10 protein-coding genes are annotated in these 17,073 nt (G+C 59.7%); 3 read left to right on the top strand and 7 right to left on the bottom strand.

Translation table 11 applies throughout. The features are described 5' to 3' along the window. Positions 1-46 precede the first annotated feature (46 nt). The 5 genes from AACH73_RS13900 to AACH73_RS13880 form a co-directional block, all read right to left on the bottom strand. Complete coding sequence (locus tag AACH73_RS13900) at positions 47-2,086, bottom strand: glycoside hydrolase family 9 protein (RefSeq protein ID WP_272741687.1); 2,040 nt, start codon at positions 2,084-2,086, stop codon at positions 47-49. A gap of 101 nt (positions 2,087-2,187) precedes the next feature. Beyond that, entirely contained in the window at positions 2,188-3,477 is a 1,290-nt protein-coding gene (locus AACH73_RS13895) for a glycoside hydrolase family 5 protein (RefSeq protein WP_338736329.1), read from the bottom strand. Between the two features lie 215 nt (positions 3,478-3,692). Beyond that, positions 3,693-5,216 (bottom strand): tryptophan halogenase family protein, encoded by a 1,524-nt coding sequence (locus AACH73_RS13890; RefSeq protein WP_338736328.1) that lies wholly within the window; start codon positions 5,214-5,216, stop codon positions 3,693-3,695. Positions 5,217-5,420: 204 nt separating this feature from the next. After that, on the bottom strand, positions 5,421-8,867 hold the full coding sequence (locus tag AACH73_RS13885) for a TonB-dependent receptor (RefSeq protein ID WP_272741684.1): 3,447 nt from the start codon (positions 8,865-8,867) through the stop codon (positions 5,421-5,423). Positions 8,868-9,210: 343 nt separating this feature from the next. Beyond that, positions 9,211-9,633 (bottom strand): hypothetical protein, encoded by a 423-nt coding sequence (locus AACH73_RS13880; RefSeq protein WP_272741683.1) that lies wholly within the window; start codon positions 9,631-9,633, stop codon positions 9,211-9,213. A 291-nt stretch (positions 9,634-9,924) separates the two neighbouring features. Between AACH73_RS13880 and AACH73_RS13875 the strand changes: the two genes are divergently transcribed. Continuing rightward, positions 9,925-10,629, top strand: a complete 705-nt coding sequence (locus tag AACH73_RS13875; RefSeq protein ID WP_272741682.1) for an FCD domain-containing protein — start codon at positions 9,925-9,927, stop codon at positions 10,627-10,629. Positions 10,630-10,684: 55 nt separating this feature from the next. Here the strand turns inward: AACH73_RS13875 and AACH73_RS13870 are convergent, their stop codons facing one another. Both AACH73_RS13870 and AACH73_RS13865 read right to left on the bottom strand, forming a co-directional pair. Beyond that, positions 10,685-12,214: a beta-xylosidase gene (locus tag AACH73_RS13870; RefSeq protein WP_338736355.1), complete on the bottom strand. Its 1,530-nt coding sequence runs from the start codon at positions 12,212-12,214 to the stop codon at positions 10,685-10,687. 142 nt (positions 12,215-12,356) lie between these two features. Continuing rightward, on the bottom strand, positions 12,357-14,405 hold the full coding sequence (locus AACH73_RS13865; protein WP_338736327.1) for a beta-galactosidase: 2,049 nt from the start codon (positions 14,403-14,405) through the stop codon (positions 12,357-12,359). 292 nt (positions 14,406-14,697) lie between these two features. Here AACH73_RS13865 and AACH73_RS13860 point away from each other — a divergent pair, with 292 nt between their 5' ends. After that, entirely contained in the window at positions 14,698-15,909 is a 1,212-nt protein-coding gene (locus AACH73_RS13860) for a response regulator (RefSeq protein WP_338736326.1), read from the top strand. Continuing rightward, positions 15,899-17,071, top strand: coding sequence for a HAMP domain-containing sensor histidine kinase (locus AACH73_RS13855; protein ID WP_338736325.1), 1,173 nt, complete (start codon positions 15,899-15,901; stop codon positions 17,069-17,071). Before AACH73_RS13860 ends, AACH73_RS13855 begins: the two co-directional genes overlap by 11 nt. Positions 17,072-17,073: the final 2 nt, after the last annotated feature.

Genomic DNA, 17,073 nt, shown 5'->3' with positions numbered 1-17,073 from the left:
CAGCTCTTGCTGAACATTATATAAAACAGTCGGTTGTACGCATGATCTAGATAAATTTGGACAGCAGGCGGATATAGGCCACCTGATAGCCGTTCGACACCTCGGTGATCGGCCACGAATTCAGCGGCCAGCCATCATTGAAGTCCTTGTAGGATTTTTGCGCGGGCTGCGCATAGGGCGGCGAAGGACGCTTGGTGCCACACAGGTTGCTGACCGACGGACAACGGCTGTCCCAGTCCCATTGCGTCTGGTTGGGGCCGCCCGGCACAAAGCCCGGCGGCGGGCCATAGGTCGAGGTGCCCACGCTGTCCCATTTGGCCGAACCGTCCACAAACCAGGAATGGAAGATCTGAGTGGCGGAGTTTTCCGCGCCCAGACCGGACATATTGGTCAGATAGCACAGGGCCAGCGGGTTCACGCCGTGCATGTAGTGGATATAGGCCGCGGCCGCGTTCAGATTATCGGTCGGGCTATGCGTCGTGTTCAGATTATACACATTGAGCGCCGTAAACAGCAGGCCGAAATTCGCCTTGATGCTGTTGCTGCCCCACACATAGTCGGGAATGAAGGCCTGATACGGGTCGGCCTTTGTGGTGATCTTGCCGCGCACCCATTCCGCATTGACGCCGTTGAGGTAGTTCGTGCGGATCGCATTGGCTGTGGCCGAGGGCACCCCCGGCAGGGTCGCGTAGTGCAGGAGCGCATCCTGCGTCCCGCCATCATAGGGCGACACATAGTTGCCAAAGCGGATCAGGTTGGCCTGCCCGTAATTGGCTTCGACGAAATCGCGATAGATGGTCTTGCCCGTCGCGTCATAGAGATAGACCGCTGCGATCAGGCGCGCCAGCAGACGTCCTCGGTCGTCCGTTTCCTGCTGACCGGCCCCCAGCCCTTGTGATCCGTTAGAGGAGTCATTGTTGTTGAAAACAACATTCGGGTTGGCCACGGCCCAGTCCCAGGCCTTTTCGGCCCGCGTCTGAAGATCGGCGGCATAGCTGGCAAAGGGCGTAAAGCCTGCCAGCACCCTGGCCCCCCGTGCAAAGGCCCCGGCGGTGTTCAGGGTCGCCGATGTGCTGGCCGGGCCATAATAGCTGGGGCCCGTGGCCGCCGACGGGGGCGATGCGTGGCTGAGCCCGACAATCGACAGGACCGAGCCGTCGGCCTGCTGCATGCGGCGCAGCCAGTCGAGCCCCCATTTGGCTTCGTCGATAATGTCCGGAATGCCATTGCCCGATTCCGGGATATTGTAGTCATCTCCCCAGATGGACGGCTTTTCGGCATAGGCGAACAGCAGGGCCGTCACGTATCCGGCCGTCCAGCTTGTATATTTGTTGAAATCGCCCGCGTCGTACCAGCCGCCGGAGACATCGCGTTCGGTCGCGGCATTGGTCTTGTCGCTGTACAGGCGCGCATTGCGGTCCTGACCCGGCCCGACGTGCGAAGCCGCATCGGCCCAGCCAGCCCCGGCATGAGCCACGGTCTTTTCCTGCCCGGCGCGCTGATAATAGAAGTAACGCACCGCCGCCTTCAGCACGGCGGCATAGACGTCGCTGGCGATTCTGAACGTATAGGATCTGACGTTCTTCTGCGCGTCGCGGATGTAGTATTCGCCGACGGCGGTAACGCTGCTGAAGTCGAAATGCCAGACCTTGTCGCCGGAACTCTTGTCAGTCGCGCCGTTGTTCCAGGCCACGGGGGCCGCCGTAAACACCACGGCGTCCGTGGTGGCATTGACCACCTCATAGGCCGTGCCGGGCGTGAAGGAATCGGCGGCGTCGAAGCTGATGATCTGCGTCCCATCGCTCAGGGTGCCCACGGCCTCGTCCTGCGGGTCACGGATGACGGCGACCTTGGCCTGCGTCGGCAGGTAGCCGAACTGATCGACGACAATCGGCAGGCCCAGCGTCATGGTCGAAGGGCGCAACACGGCGGGTGTAGCGGATGAGGCGGACGAAGACGCCCCCCCGCCGCCGGAGCTGCCGCCCCCACCGCCCCCACCACCGCAACTCAGAAGGCCAAACGGGATCAGGCTGATGCCGGCGGCCAGCAACAGACGACGGCGGGTGGAGTCAACGGGGGTGGTCATAAGCAATATCCTTCGCATGACGGGAAGGCGGTCCCTGCCTTGCCGTGGACTGTTCTGTGCGTTTCAGGCCCTGTGCCTGAGCGGATGGTTCCGCCAGTTTGTTATTTCTTGCCGGCCCCGATGAGCAGGGCGTCCAGCATCGCCTGATCCTTGACGGCAAGCGTCGTGCGGTCGATGAGCGCTCCGGTGTCCCAGAAGAAGGGCACGGCGCCATTGGCCCGGGCCTGCTGAGTGACATAGCGGTTCCAGAAATCCACCGAGGCATTGTGCTTGGGCATGTCCAGCGGCTGGGTTTTGCGCCACGCGCCATACTCGCCGATGATGACGGGGATACCCTTGTCGATGAAATGGGTCTTCATCGCCAGCATCTGCTGATCGACATAGGGTTCCTCGCTGTGGGTCGCGTTGCGGTCCGGCTCGATCGTCGAATGGTTGTCGCGGCCCCAGTAGTAGAACATCTTGCCCCAGGACGCATCCTTGTCGATGATCATGAACTGCGACGGCGCGTAATAGTGGACTTCGAACATCAGACGGTTCGTCGTGGTATCGGTGGGCATACCTGGCCACAGCGAAACGGCGAGTTCGGTGTTGGTTTGCGGTGCCTGCACGACGAGGGTGCGGTAGGCGTTTCGGCCACCGGTCGCGCGCACAGCGTCAATAAACGTCTGGTGATAGCTGAGTAGGATTTTTGTGTTCGCTTCGGTACCGGCGTCCGGCTCGTTCGCGCTGGCGAAGATCAGGCGTTCGTCGAAGTCGCGCAGGTGGGTGGCGATCTGCTCCCAGAACGCTTTCTGTTTGGCGTTGACCGCGTCCTTGCTGGCCTCATCTATGTGCTTCTCAAGCCAGCCCCCATCCCAGTGGATGTTCAGCACCACATAGAGGTCGGCGTTGATGCAATACTGAACAACCGTCTTGACGCGATCCAGCCAGGTACCGGAAATCTTCGCGGTTGTCTTATCCGCATACTGGTCCCAGGCGCACGGCAGTCGAACGGCGTCAAATCCCAGGGCTTTATACGTGTTGACAAGCGCTTGGGTGATCAGCGGATTACCCCAGCCCGTCTCCCCGCCCATGGCCTCCATCGTATTGCCGATATTGATGGCCAGCTTGATTTTGGCGGCGATCTCGGCCGCCGTGCGGGTCATCCCGGTCGCGTTCGCCGACAGCGGACTTGTATTATAGTTAGGATACAAACCGCTGGCTGAGGAGGAGGAGGAGGAGGAGGAGGAAGACGATGACGAAGACGAAGTGCCGCCTGCGGAGGCCGTCGATACGCCCCCACCGCCCCCCCCACCGCAGGCCACGACCGACAGGGGCACCACGCAGGCGGTGGCCATAATCAGGTGACGACGGTTCAGACCCGCTGGCGTCTTTCCGGTTTGTTTTGTCATAGGGTACTTCCTCATTTTTACAGGCCGTTCACGGCTCTATTTGTGACTGTGTGGGGATATCCGGATATTAAAACCGACAGTGGCATCGGCCTCGCGGAGGTGTCGTTACAGCCTCTATACCGGCAAGGGAGCCCCCATTCCGTGGCCTATAGACCCTTGCGTTCCCAGATTGATAAATTGAATGATTATATGATAATAAAGCCATTTGCGGACTGTCAAGCTATCCCTAATTGTGTGTGAGGCCGCTCAGAGGCCGCCTTGCAGTACCGGTCGATGAAATCCTGATGCGCCGTGACCGCCTGCGCGGAGCGCCTGATCTCTTCGCGGCGCAAATCCATACCCTTTTTGATCTGTTCCAACGGGTGGAGGTCGGCCGCTATGGCGTAGCGCGCGGGCACGGCCCCATTACCCAGAAGGATGGCGAGCCAGCTCGGTTCCATATAGGATTCCAGATCACCCAGCGGGATGTGCGCGCTGGCGTTCCATACATCCAGCTTGTGCCGAAGCGTGTCGGGAATTTCGATGTCGCGGCACGCTGCCCACAAGGGCTCAGGCCGGCGTGAGAGGTAATAGTGCGCGATGATGAAGTCGCGTATGCGTTCGATCTCGCGCGTGGATATCCGATTATATTCGTTGCGCAAAACGGGGTCGATCGTCCTTTCGGGAAAGAACTGAAGCAACTTCAGGACGCCCATGACGATCAACTGTAGCCCGGTGGATTCCAGCGGTTCGAGAAAGCTGGAGGCGAAACCGATCCCTATACAGTTGCGGTTCCAGAACGCCTTGCGATGGCCGGAGGTAAAGCGGAACACCCTGGGCTCGGCCAGCGGTTCGCCATCAACGGCACCAAGCAGGGCGTCGCGCGCCGCGTCGTCGCTCCAGAGGTCCGAATTATAGACCATGCCGTGGCCGCTGCGGTGTTGCAGGGGGATCGTCCAGCGCCAGCCCCCGGCGTGAGCCGTGGACCGCGTAAACGGCATGGGCGCGCCGGTACGCGTCGTCGGGACCGCCATGGCACTGTTGCACAGCAACCAATGCGACCAGTCCACAAACGGCGTGCCCAGCGCCTTTCCCAGCAATTCGGAGGCGAAGCCGGTGCAGTCCAGAAACAGGTCGCCGGGCACCTTGCGGCCATCGGCAAGGTGGATGGCGGTGATATGGCCAGACGTACTGTCCAGATCGACGTGCGTCATCCGACCTTCGACACGCTGCACGCCCAGCCCGGTCGCCACGTCGCGCAGATAGCGGGCGTACAAGGCCGCATCAAAATGATAGGCGTAATGGTAGCGCGCAGTCTGCGGATCGCCGGGCGCAAAATGGTTGTTACGGGCGACGGCGTAGGCGAATGAATAGTCATCGATGGGATGCGGATCACCGGCCTGCCGCAATCTCAGCCAGTAGTGATGGGTGGATACTCCCTCCACCGGGTGACCATAGTCGCTGAAGGCGTGGAAATGCCGGTTCCCCACAACGCCCCAGTCGCAGAACTCAATCCCCAGCTTGAACGTGCCCTGCGTGCGACGAATAAAGTCATGTTCGTCGATACCGAGCAAAGCGTTGCACTGGGCCAGTACCGGCACCGTCGCCTCGCCGACACCGATGATGCCGATCTCCTCGGATTCCACCACAGTGATGCGGGTGTGACGGCGATCCGTCTTGCGCGCCAGCAACCCCGCCGCGATCCACCCGGCCGCGCCGCCGCCCAGTATGACGATCTCCTGTTGCTGTACGCTGTTCATAGAGCGCTTTCTGAATTTATAGCGGACTGATTTCTCCTGAAATCAGTCCGCTCAAGCCGCCATTGAGGCGGCGGCCAAGGTGGCAAAGCCACCGCCCGGCGAGGGCTAAACAAAAATCTAGATCATTGTGTTTCCACCAGAAATCATAATGATCTAGAAGAGCAAGAGCGCTTCGCGATAAAGCGCCCTTCCCCGTTCCGACCGTTAGAAGCGCGCCCGAACGGTGAGTTCGTACCGCTGATCGCTGACGTTGAAGCCGTACGGCTGGAACACGCCGGGCACGGGCTCCTGAAGCGTTTTCGACTTCGTATTGAGAAGGTTGTTCGCGTTGAAGGACACGGAAACCGTCTCACTTACAGTGTAGTCAAATCCCAGGTCCAGATAACCGGCCGCGTCCATATAGGCCGGAACCATGTTGTACACCGGATAGGAATGGGTACTGTCAAAGTTGGTCGGGCTGGTGTTGAGGATGTAGGGGTTGCCGCCGCTCGTCGCAAAGGACAGCGGATTGACGTTGGTGGACAGCAAGGCCTTGTCACGCCAGTTATAGGCCAGACGGAAATTGACCTTCTTGTAGTTATACAGCAACTGTATGTTGTAGGCCCACTTCGACAACCCGGCATAGGGGAGGTTGGGGTAGGTCTGCGGCACCGTGCCGTCCGGATTGAGGCCCGGCTGCGAGCCGTTTGCCGGCGGCGGGGTCAGCACGCTGTTGGCCAGCTGGGCCGGGTTTCGGCTGTCGATATAGGTCAGGTTGGCATCGATACCGAACCCGCGAAGCCAGCCGGGGAGTTGATCGAAGAACTTGCGGCCACCAAGTTCAAAGCCCTTGATCGTGGCCTTTTCCGGCGACGGGCGATCCTGCAGATAGAGCCATGGCAAATCAAGCGACACATCCGTCAGGATGGGCTGCCCTGTAGATGCCGGGCCGTCAAGTACCACCTTACCCTGGTCATTAATGGTCACCTGCTTGCCCGGAACAGGAAGATTGTTAGCGATGAAGGAATAGAACTGCGGCTGATCCTTTATTTGCTTCGCAAAGACATCGACGTAAAGGAAACTGGAGGAAGACGGATAATACTCGAAGGTAATATCCTGGCTGTTGATCATTGTGGGCTTCAGATTCGCGCCCCCTCCATTGACGGTGAAACCTGTCAGGATCGGCAATGCCTGAGAATTGGTAGGGTTCGGCACAGACCTTGGCGTGACATCACCGCCGGGACGAGACGCATCGAGGTTTGGCGGGGAAGCAGAAACCGACGCCGCCGCGCGAATGATGAACTTGTCGGTTACGTCGAACTTGATGTTGAACGAGGGCAGAACCCGCGTGTATTCGTATGTCCGGGTTTGCGGCGTAAAAGACTCACGGAAAGTATAGATCTTTGGCACCGCCCCCGGGGCAGGTGCGATTCCTGGCTGGTTTCCCGGAGGATTTGCAAGGAAGTATGCGTTGCTGTCAGCAATGCTCGCGGCAAAGCGCTGATCGCCTGAACCGGTTCTCACAAGAGCGGTCCCAATAAGCTTGTCCTGAAATACGCGAACGCCGATATTGCCCGAAAACGCGGGAATGATACCCATGCCTTCATGCGCGAACCTGGCCGATATATAGGCAGCCCTGTTGTCGATACGCGTCTTTACCCGCGCCAGACCTTTTTCGATCCGATCATAGAAGTACTGCTCAGGCGTGGGCTGAGGTACGGCAACACCGCCCACAGTGACGGGGAGACCGTTGTACGTCTTGAGCAAATAGTACCAGTCATACCGCTGAAGGAGCGCCGGGCTGGCAACCAGAAGCTGTGACGGAACCGCCACATCGCCGCCGAAGAAGTTCGGGAAGGTTGTGGTCGTCCAGTCTGCCTGAGGTACATTCGGGTTGTTGAGAAACTGGATATTACCTGGCCCTGAGGCAGCCCAGGCCGCCCCCGCCGGCTTCTGATTCCACGTTTGCCCAAGCGAGGTCCAGTAGGTTCCCGCAAAGTTATCGTCTTCGACACGTTGAGAGGCGCGAATACCGGCAGAAATCTTACGCAGGAAGCCGTCCTCGCTAAACGTGTATTCAAAATCCAGATTACCCGCGTACATCTCCCCTTTGTTATCGGGTTCATGATAAGCAAAGGATGCAAAGTGGACCGTCGAAGGATCGAGCACAAGCGCACTGTCAAAACCCGATAGAACCGGCAGCTCTCCCGTAAGATCAACGTCAAACGAGGAAAGCTTGCTGTTATATCTGCCCATACCGATGCTGATGTCCTTCCCGGTCGAGCGCGAAAGGACATATTGTAAACTTCCGCGCACCGCGAGCTGGTCGCTCGGTTGCCAGACGAAGCTCTGCGAAATGTCCAGGGTGGAGTTCTTGGTCCGCGACGCCCCGGCAGAGCTATTCACATTCAGCGCACCGGGAGGGCTGCACTGCGCCAGAATGGGCCCGCCCGACCAGTCCCACTGAATTGTTGACGCAGGAGCACCATAGGTAGCACCGCAATCAATCTTATACTGCGACGGCAACCACTCCCATCCCGGAACATCAACGGAAGTATTCCCCAATGGATCCCGTTTGCCGGTAGAGCCATACACGAGCGTACCTCTAACCAAGGCGCCATTGGCATCATATTCGACCGGTGAACCCACCTTGGGCTGAATCGCCGCCGACGCGCTTGGGCTTTGCCCCAAGCCACCGTTGTTCGACAGTCTTTCGGTTGAATACTGCGTGTAGAAGACGGTGTTGGTGAGCGTCAGGCTTTCCGTCGGCCGCCACTGGATGGCCTGATAGGCACCGAAACGGTCGCGCTGGCTGCGGTCGTAACCCCAGTCGAACGAGCTGGGCACGAAGGCAAGTTTGTCGTCACGGACCGAGGTGGGCACATATTGACCAAACATGGCCCCGACCTGGAGGTTGCTCCCCTGCTGATTCAGGCGGCTATAGGCGAAATCCCACAACACGCCAATTTCACCGATATTCGTATCGAAACGCTTGGAAAACAGGGCAGAAACCCGCGGCGAAGCCTTTTTCACCTGGCTGCCGTAGCTGGTGCCCATCGTGAGGTTAAGCTGGGGAGCCTTGAAATCGAAGGGCAGATGGGTGCGCAGGTTGATCAAGGACGTACCGCCTTCGATCAGGTCCGCGCGCGACGCCTTATAGACATCGACACCGGCCATCAGTTCGGGCGTCACTTCGTTCCAGCTGATGGCGCTGGCGCCGTTGGCGCTGAACAGCTGTCGGCCGTTGAGCGTACTGGAATTGAAGGGCAGACCGCGCACGGTGATGCCCGTCCCCTCGATCTGGAACGCGGCGCTGCCGCCGTTGGTCGCGCCGAAACGCGAAATCGACACCCCTGAAACGCGTTGCAGCACCTCGGTGATCGAATTGTCAGGCAGCTTGCCCGCCTCATCGGCCACAATCGAATCGACGATCGTGTCGGCCTTCCTTTTGATTTCAATAGCCGATTGAAGCGCCTTACGGCGCGCCGTCACGACCACAACCGCATCCACGTCGGAACTGGACGCTTCCGTTTCCTTGGTTTTGTTTTCGCTTGCGGTTTGCGCCCAGCCCGGCATCGCCATCGACAAGGCAATGACCGAGGTTCCGGCAACGAGCGCTAAAAAGCGCGATTTCATTGGCAACATTCCTGCCTCCCCTGTGAGCCAGCGCATGACCGGCTCTGTTTTTGCTTGATCGTGACCGCAGAGACTCGCTCGGACCACCGTTCTATTCCAACACTATTATGCTATTGTACGACAAGTATGATTTTAGCAACCGTGCAATTGTTTTCATATTTGATGCAAAAACGTCACATCGGAGGTCGTAATGATAACGGCATATTGAAAAATAAAGTCATTTTTAGCTCACAGGTGAAAATATGAAAAAATCACTTGCGCCTCTTTTTGTATGAGTATATTACTTTTTAGCCAACTGGTTTTGGCACTGCACTGAGCATCAAGCCTCTTCCCGCGCTGGACGAGGTCACTTTTCCCTCGCTGAACCTTATCTCCCTGTTCAGCGAGGGCTTTTTATCAGCTCAAAGCCCTCGCCACAGTCCCGACGGGCCCGAACCTGAGACAGGCTGCGGATCTGCACCTCGCGCACGCGAGCAGGGTCGAACGCGCCGTCACTCAGCGGCCCTCCCCGCACAGACTCGACATAGAACTGGATGTAGCGATGGCCGGCCGCCGGTACACGGCATCCTTCCCATCCGATCAGGTGCGCCTCTTCTTGGCCTGTCAGGGCAAATATCTGTACAAATTCTGTCAGAGGGTCGTCCGTGGGGTTATCCACGCGGAATGAGATGAAAGCGCGCCCCTCATTCACCCACAGATGAGGGGAACCGTATCGCAGGTCCGAACCGGCAAAGTCACAGATTGCCGCCGTTTCGCCCGCCTCCCTCGCCTGCGGATCGACGCTCATCGTGATGGCGGCCATACCGGCTCTGCGCATACTCAACTCCCTGACCTTGTGAGGACCTGTTTCGTCCCGTTTTTCAAAGAGTATAGCGCGCCCGGAGACCAATCCTAACCAACTGATAAAATTGACATTATTTCCAACCTTACTCAAAATTTGATGGCATATGTCCGGTATGTACGATTTCGGACAAATGGTCCGCCCTGCCCGGTTGCTGGCGCAAAGTATTATAATCGCGCCATTATGCTTTAAAGTGCACAGTGAATGCGGTAATGTGTAGGCCGAATGGATGCGGTACGAGTTGAGGGCGCAATGACTGAAGTTATCGAGACGGGCGCCAAGATGGCCGTGCATGTTCACCGCCTGCTCGGTGAAGCCATTGTCGCTGGGGATTTCGATGGTACGGGCCTGCCCAACGAAGCCGAGCTAAGTCAGCGCTATGGGGCCAGCCGCACGGTGATCCGCGAGGCGATCCGTATGCTGATGGGCAAGGGCCTGATCAGTATGCGCCAGCGGGCCGACCGTATTCAGCCGTTGGCGGCCTGGAACCTGCTCGATCCGGAGATCAGCTACTGGCTGCGCAAACGCCCCTTTTCGCTGGAGACCTTCCGGGAATTTATCCAGATGCGTCTTGCCGTGGAACCTGTCGCCGCCGGGCTGACGGCGGCGCGCGGGGATGCCCGCGTCATCCAGTCACTACAATCACACCTGACGACCCTTTTATCGAGCCCCCCGCAATCAGAAGACAGGCTCAATGCCGCCATCCAGTTCCATCAGACGATCGTGCTGGAATCGGGGAATGCCTTTTTCACGCGCCTGCTGGCCCTGATCAGCACGGCGCTACACATGGAATTTTCGCACGTCAGCCCCGGCCCGCTGACCGCTTCGTTTCAGGAGCAGATCATGACCTGCATCGCTCAGGCGGATGCCGCCGGCGCCGAAGCGCTGATGCGGGAATTGCTGCGGGCCACCCTGCGGCAGGTCGAGGCCGCGGCGGCGACACCGGCCGAAGACTGACGGCTCAGGATCAGCCGTGAACCGGCCCGTGAAGACCGGTTCACGCACAATCCGATTAATGCGTCGGTACCACCTTCACCAGAACGACATCATTGCTCGACATAGGCAGCTTAAGCGACGCCGTGCCGTTTGATCCCACCGTTACCTTGCGGTCGATTTCTGGCGTATCGGCCGTCAGGGCCTGCATCTTCGCGATCTGCGCGGGCGTCAGATTGTCCGGCGCGCCCAGCTCTATATAGGCGGAGTAGGCGTCATTCTTCTTATAGCCCGTGCGCTGAACCGTCAGGCGGTAGGTACCGGGTTTCAGGCCCGTCAATTGCAGGCTGACCGGGGCCGATCCGGTATTGGGGACCAGCTTCGAGAAGAAGGTCTTGTTACTCCGGCCCTGCTGGTCCGGCAACTGGAAGTCCCAGATAACCGCCGACGCCCCCTTGCCGTCATAGGCCGCCCACACCTGCGCGTCAGACACAGGAATTTCCTTACCGTTCAGGGTATTGAGATACTTATAGGCAAACCACGAAGCCTTGCGGATGCCTTCACGGGTCATCAGGCCAAAACCGCCGTGGAAGGGGGCGTTGGGCGGGCCGGGTTCCTCGAACAGGTCCGAATAGACCCAGTAGCTCATGCCCTGCGCCACGCCCTGCGTCGCTTTCAGCTTGCTGAGGATGTAGGGCGCAGCGACGTAGGAATCGTGGCTTAAGTCGCGCGGGTTATAGCTGGTGCTCCATTCGGTGAAGATCAGCGGCAGGCCGGGCAGGTGCGAGGCCTCGATCTCGGCGCGCACCTTTTTGACGTCGGCGATGATGGCATCCGGCTTCTTCGACAACTGAAGGTCCATCTTGCCCTCTTCGTCGAGATAGCCGTAATCGACGCCATAGGTGTGGGTGGTGGCGAAATCGACGGGCGTGTTCGTCGCCTTGGCGTAGGCCAGCAACTCCGGCACCCAGGCCGCCCCGGCGGTAGAGGGGCCGCCGACGCGCAATTGCGGGTCAATAGCTTTCAGCGTGCGGGCCGTGACGCCATAAAGGGCGAAATACTGCTCCTGATCGGCATACTGGAAGAAGCCGTCGAGATTGGGTTCGTTCCACACTTCGAAATACCAGCTACGCACCTCTTCGATACCATAGCGGTCGATCAGGTGCTTTGTGAAATCGTGCACCAGTTGCTTCCACAGATCGAGGCGTGGCGGCGAGGTATTGCCCTTCCAGTAGAAGATGGTCTGATCCGAGGTCTTCAGCGCCGACGGCGTAAAACCCAGCTCGACGAAGGGCTTGATCTTCATCTTCAGCAGGCGGTCGTACAGATAGTCGATCTTGGTCCAGTCATAGACCAGCTTGTCATCGACCCTCTTCACCGTGCCCAGCTCATCGTGAAAGATGTCGTGGAAGCGGATATAGCGGAACCCCAGTTCCTTTGCGGCGATTTCCAGTTGTGCCAGATTCGCTTCACGGATCGTCGTGCCCGGATAGTCGGCCCCGACCGACAGATCATAGAAGCGGTCAAGCGGCTGCGTGGCCTGACGGACGTCGAGGACGACATTGCGTGGGGCCGTCGGTTTGGCCGTCACCGGGGTGGCGGCCGCCATCAGGGCACAGGCGGTCAGGGTGGTCAGGTAACGACGGGAAATGGCTTTGGCCATGATCTACCTCATTGGTCGCGTTTCCGGAGACAGGAAACCGTAAAATCTGTGTGGGGTACTCGCGAAGGTGGGAGCTGCGCGGGGCGAGCTATTGCAAAATTTCCACGCCGTCGGCCTCCAGATGCAGAGTGCCCGACCACGTCTTCCCGGAAAGTAATCCCGTTTTCGTGCCTTCAATACGGATATCTTTCGGACCGTAGGACGCGTTCACGTACAGGGTGCGTCCGTTCACCACCCGCGCATAGACGCCTTCAGGGGTCGAGGGTCCCGGCGTGATCCCCAATCGGCCATAGAGGCTGCGGTATAAGGGTTGCAGCACCGACGGCTGAGCGGGTGTTGCGACATAAATGGCCTGCCCCTTTCCATAGGTGTTTATCGTGGCCACCGGGGGCGTTCCCTCGACATTGGAAAAACGGCCCAGAACCGTGGCGGTGGTCGGTTCCAGCACCTCATAGAAGTGAATGGTGGTGTTGATCGACGCCGCCCCGATCTGGCCGCTCAAAGCGGCGTCCCTGCGGTAGAATTCGCGCGTTTTCACCCCGAAGACATCTGACAGATAGCCCGGCAAAGGCGTGTTAAACCATTGATTGGTCTCATTGACCTTGGCGGACATGGCGGTCATGATGACCGTGCCACCGTTGCGTACATAGCTACGGATATTGTCCGCCGAGGCCTTGTCCATCAGGTAGAGGCCCGGCACCACGACCATCTTGTAGCGGCTGAGATCCTCCTTGCCGACATTGATCACAGCGATGTCGATATTGTCGTTATAGACCGGCGCAAAGGCATTGTGCGCCTGAACCATATAGGGCGTGGTCAGGTACTGGGCGACGGTATTCGACCCGCTTTTGGGGCTCGAAGCGGTCCTGGCCTCGAACGAATAGGCGACGGCGACCTGCGGCTTCAGTTCGCGGGGGAAGCCCAGTTTTTCAAGCGTTTTGAACTCTTTGGCCATGGTGGCCCATTCGTCCAGCTTCCACGACGGGGTGTCGTCGTGATCAATCAGGCCAAACAAGGCCTGCTCCTCACCCCCCAGATGCGTGTTGAACGTCCAGGCCAGCATGCCTTGCGCCCCATTCAAGAGGCCGAAATAGCCCCACATGCGCGACCGGCCTTTGGTGCCGTAATAGCCACCGCCGCCCGCCTGAAACTCGGAAAACCAGCTCGGTGTCGGCAGGGCACCGCGCATCATCAGGGTTTCGAAAGCGCCACCGATAGCATCGCCATTATAATAGCCGTGCGACCCGTGCGAGACGTACTGTTTGTAGGTGGACAGATAGTCGAACCCCTTGCGATCGCTGCTGTCCCAGAGGTTGGAAATGACCGGCTTGTCCGGCGCGTTCCTGCGCCGGGCGTTTTCGAGGATCATCAGGACGTTGATCGTCGCGTCTGACCAGTACCGGCGCAGATCCAGATAGCGCTCAAACGGACCCGGCCCATCCCCATAAGGGATTTCCACCTGATCCCATGCGGTGAGGGTGCGTGACCAGCGCTGCGTCGCCCAGGCCTTGTTCAGAGTGTCCAGAGAGCCGTACTTCTTTTGCAGCCACGCCACAAAACGCGTCTTATCGGCCTCGGAATAGGACATGAAGCCATTGCCGATTTCGTTATTGTAGCCGAAGGCAATGACCGCCGGGTGGTGACCATACCGTTTGGTCATGGCCTCGGCCAACGCGGCGACCAGCCTCAGATAGTCAGGATCGCTGGTATTATCCATATAGCGCTCGGCCGCATAAAGGCGCGTGCCGTTCTGTGTGACAAGATCGACCCCCGGATAGGCCTTGTGCAGCCACATGGGGGCCGGCTGGCCCGGAATATCGACAATCACCTTGATGCCGTTGCGATGCATCTCCTCCAGAACCGCATCGAAGGCCTCAAAGGTGAAGACGCCCTCGGCTGGCTGGAAATAATCCCACGACAGATCCCCCATGCGTACCACGGTGAAACCGGCGGCCTTCATGCGCGCAATGTCCTGATGAATCTGCACGGGCGTGCGGTCCACCGGCTGATAATTGGCACCGACATAGAGATGCGAGTCGGGCACGCGCAACTGCCCCGCCGGGGCCTGCGCGAACGCCCCACCGGCCACAGCCGATAACAGGGCGCACGCCCCCACCAAGGTCGCTTTGAGCTTCATCCACCATCTCCCCTGTTCCGTTATCCTTGGCCGCATGTTTGACGCATACGGAGCGGATTTTTTGTGTTATTGTCAGACTAACATAGAGAGATCACTCAGGAACTCAGAATTATGTTTCGCTGCTCGTTTTTTGACACCTGCGGGTTTCGGGCGCTACCCGGCCGAATCAGCGGTGTGCGTCTGCACAGTTTACCAGACGCTCAAACCACATATAACAGACGGTATTAGTTGACGTTTTTCACGGACACTCACAAAGTGTCCGCAATATTGACCGCCCTGTCCGAAAGCGTACATGACCAAGCCCGCCCCGACCCTTCTGTTTGTTGACGACGATCCGGATGTGCGCAAGACGGCCGAACTTCTGTTCCGTCGGGCGGGGTACACCTATCTGGAGGCCGCGTCGCCGGTCAGCGCCCTCAGCCTTGTGGCGACCACGCCGGTCGATCTGGTGCTTCTCGATCTGAACTTCTCCAAGTCCCAGACCTCCGGTCAGGAAGGCCTTGACTGTCTGGGGGACATGCTGCGTCACGCCCCCACCCTGAGTGTCATCGTCGTGACCGGTCACAGCGGGCTTCAGATCGCTGTTCAGGCCCTGCGCGCCGGGGCCCGTGACTTCGTGATGAAGCCGTGGAACAATGACCGCCTGCTGGCGACGGTGGAAGCGACCCTCGCGGCCCGACGCACGGATACGCTTGTCGCCGCCCGCCCCCCGGTCTTGATCGGCCTGTCCGAACCCATGCGCCGCATCATGGCGGCCATGGACCGCTGCGCCGCCCTGACCATCCCCGTCCTGTTTACGGGGGAGACGGGGACGGGCAAGTCTCTGGCGGCCACGGTCCTGCATCATCAGTCGCGCCGGTCCACCCTCAGCGTAGTGGAATGCGCCACCCTGTCGCCCGACGATCTGGACGATACCCCCAACCGCACCCTGATCCTCGAAAACATCGACCGCCTGCCGGACAAGAGCATCCCGGCCCTGCTCGGCTATCTGCACCGCGCCCCGCGTTCCAACTGCCGCGTCCTTTCGACCAGCACGCGCCCCCGCGCCGAAATCGGGCTGGACCGCGGTCTGCTATATGCCCTCAGCACCATGGATATCGCCCTCGTCCCCCTGCGCGAACGGGTCGAAGACATTGTGCCTCTGGCGGAACATTTTATCCTGACCACCTGTCAGTTGCATGGTTTCAGCCCGCGCACCCTGTCTGCCGAGGCCCGCGCCAGCCTTCAGGCCGAAGCCTGGGCCGATAATGTCCACGCGCTGAAGCAGGTGATCGAGCGCGCGCTCATCCTTTCGGACAACCCCACCCTGACCACCGCCGACCTGCACCTGCACGACCGTCCCGGTCTGAGCGCGGACCTGCCGAAAGGCAATCTGGCGCAATCGGAGAAACGACTGATCGAAGATGCGCTTAACCGGCATAATTTCAACGTTTCGGCGGCCGCTGCCGATCTGGGGCTGACGCGCCCTTCCCTTTATCGCCGGATGGCCAAACATGGCCTTTGAGTCGCGACCGTTGCGGGCGCTCGCCCTTGTGGCCCTCATCCTCAGCGCCGCCTTCACCTGCGATGCGCTGATGAAGGCGCTGTGGGCCAATGCGGCCATAGGGATGCTGATCGGCACGATCCTGTTCGCCGGTCTGATGAGCGCGCAAAGACGCTCGGTGGCAGCGCCGATTGCCTCGTCTGTCAATGGCGCCGCCGATCCGGTGCACGTCTTTCTGGATCAGATACCCCTGCCCCTGATCAGCCTGGTCCCCGGCGGCATGCCTCAGGCTGTCAATCGCGCCGCCCGCACCCTGTTTGAGACCGATGACGCCATTGTGCGCGGTCGGGACGCTCTGCTGGCCGCCCTGACGCCCCCGAATGAGCCGCGACTGGACCTGTTCGGGCGGCGCTACGCCCTGACCGTCACCGAGGTTCAGACCCAGGACGGCCCGTTCCGGCTGGCCACCCTCACGGATGTGCAGTCGGAACTGCATCGCGCCGAAGCCGCCACGCTGCGCGATACGCTTCAGGTGCTGGGCCATGAAATCATGAACTCGCTGACGCCCATATCGTCCCTGGCGGACATTGCGCATGACTACCTCAGTCCGATGCAGAACGAAGCCGCCGACAAGGCCCGCGAAGCCCTGTCCACCCTGTCGCGCCGGTCAGCCAGCCTGACGCGCTTTATCGAGGCCTATCGCAGCCTAGCGCGGTTGCCACCACCGCAGGTGCAGCCCGTGCATCCGGGGCGTCTGGTCGAGGACGTGCTGAGCTTCTTCACCCGCAATCCGGCCCTGAACGAGGTGCGGTTCGACAGGGAGATCGCCGAGGATGTGCCGTGGGTGGCGCTTGACGAAGCCCAGGTGGGGCAGGCGCTGATCAACATACTCACCAACGCGGTCGAAGCCACCGAGGCCAATACCGGCCTGCGTCTTATCCGGGTGAGCGTCTCCCACACGGCCCACGATGTCGTCATCCGCATCGCCGACAATGGTCAGGGCATAGCCGAAACGGTGCGGGCCGGTCTGTTCATGACCTTCACCACGACCAAACCGCACGGGTCAGGCACGGGTCTCAATCTGGCCCGACAAATCGCTCTGGCGCATGGCGGTAATCTCGGTTTGATCGAAGACCCGTCCGCCTCTACGGTGTTTGCCTTCACCTTCCCGGTCACCGGATAGCC

Source organism: Asticcacaulis sp. DW145 (genome assembly GCF_037101385.1).
GTDB lineage: Bacteria > Pseudomonadota > Alphaproteobacteria > Caulobacterales > Caulobacteraceae > Asticcacaulis > Asticcacaulis currens.
This window is presented reverse-complemented; position numbering and strand designations above follow the sequence as displayed.

What these genes read in the sequence shown, in the direction of transcription:
- AACH73_RS13900 (WP_272741687.1), bottom strand. Translation starts at nt 2,086, where the DNA reads ATGACCACCCCCGTTGACTCCACCCGCCGTCGTCTGTTGCTGGCCGCC.
- AACH73_RS13895 (WP_338736329.1), bottom strand. Translation starts at nt 3,477, where the DNA reads ATGACAAAACAAACCGGAAAGACGCCAGCGGGTCTGAACCGTCGTCAC.
- AACH73_RS13890 (WP_338736328.1), bottom strand. Translation starts at nt 5,216, where the DNA reads ATGAACAGCGTACAGCAACAGGAGATCGTCATACTGGGCGGCGGCGCG.
- AACH73_RS13885 (WP_272741684.1), bottom strand. Translation starts at nt 8,867, where the DNA reads ATGCGCTGGCTCACAGGGGAGGCAGGAATGTTGCCAATGAAATCGCGC.
- AACH73_RS13880 (WP_272741683.1), bottom strand. Translation starts at nt 9,633, where the DNA reads ATGGCCGCCATCACGATGAGCGTCGATCCGCAGGCGAGGGAGGCGGGC.
- AACH73_RS13875 (WP_272741682.1), top strand. Translation starts at nt 9,925, where the DNA reads ATGACTGAAGTTATCGAGACGGGCGCCAAGATGGCCGTGCATGTTCAC.
- AACH73_RS13870 (WP_338736355.1), bottom strand. Translation starts at nt 12,214, where the DNA reads ATGGCGGCCGCCACCCCGGTGACGGCCAAACCGACGGCCCCACGCAAT.
- AACH73_RS13865 (WP_338736327.1), bottom strand. Translation starts at nt 14,405, where the DNA reads ATGAAGCTCAAAGCGACCTTGGTGGGGGCGTGCGCCCTGTTATCGGCT.
- AACH73_RS13860 (WP_338736326.1), top strand. Translation starts at nt 14,698, where the DNA reads ATGACCAAGCCCGCCCCGACCCTTCTGTTTGTTGACGACGATCCGGAT.
- AACH73_RS13855 (WP_338736325.1), top strand. Translation starts at nt 15,899, where the DNA reads ATGGCCTTTGAGTCGCGACCGTTGCGGGCGCTCGCCCTTGTGGCCCTC.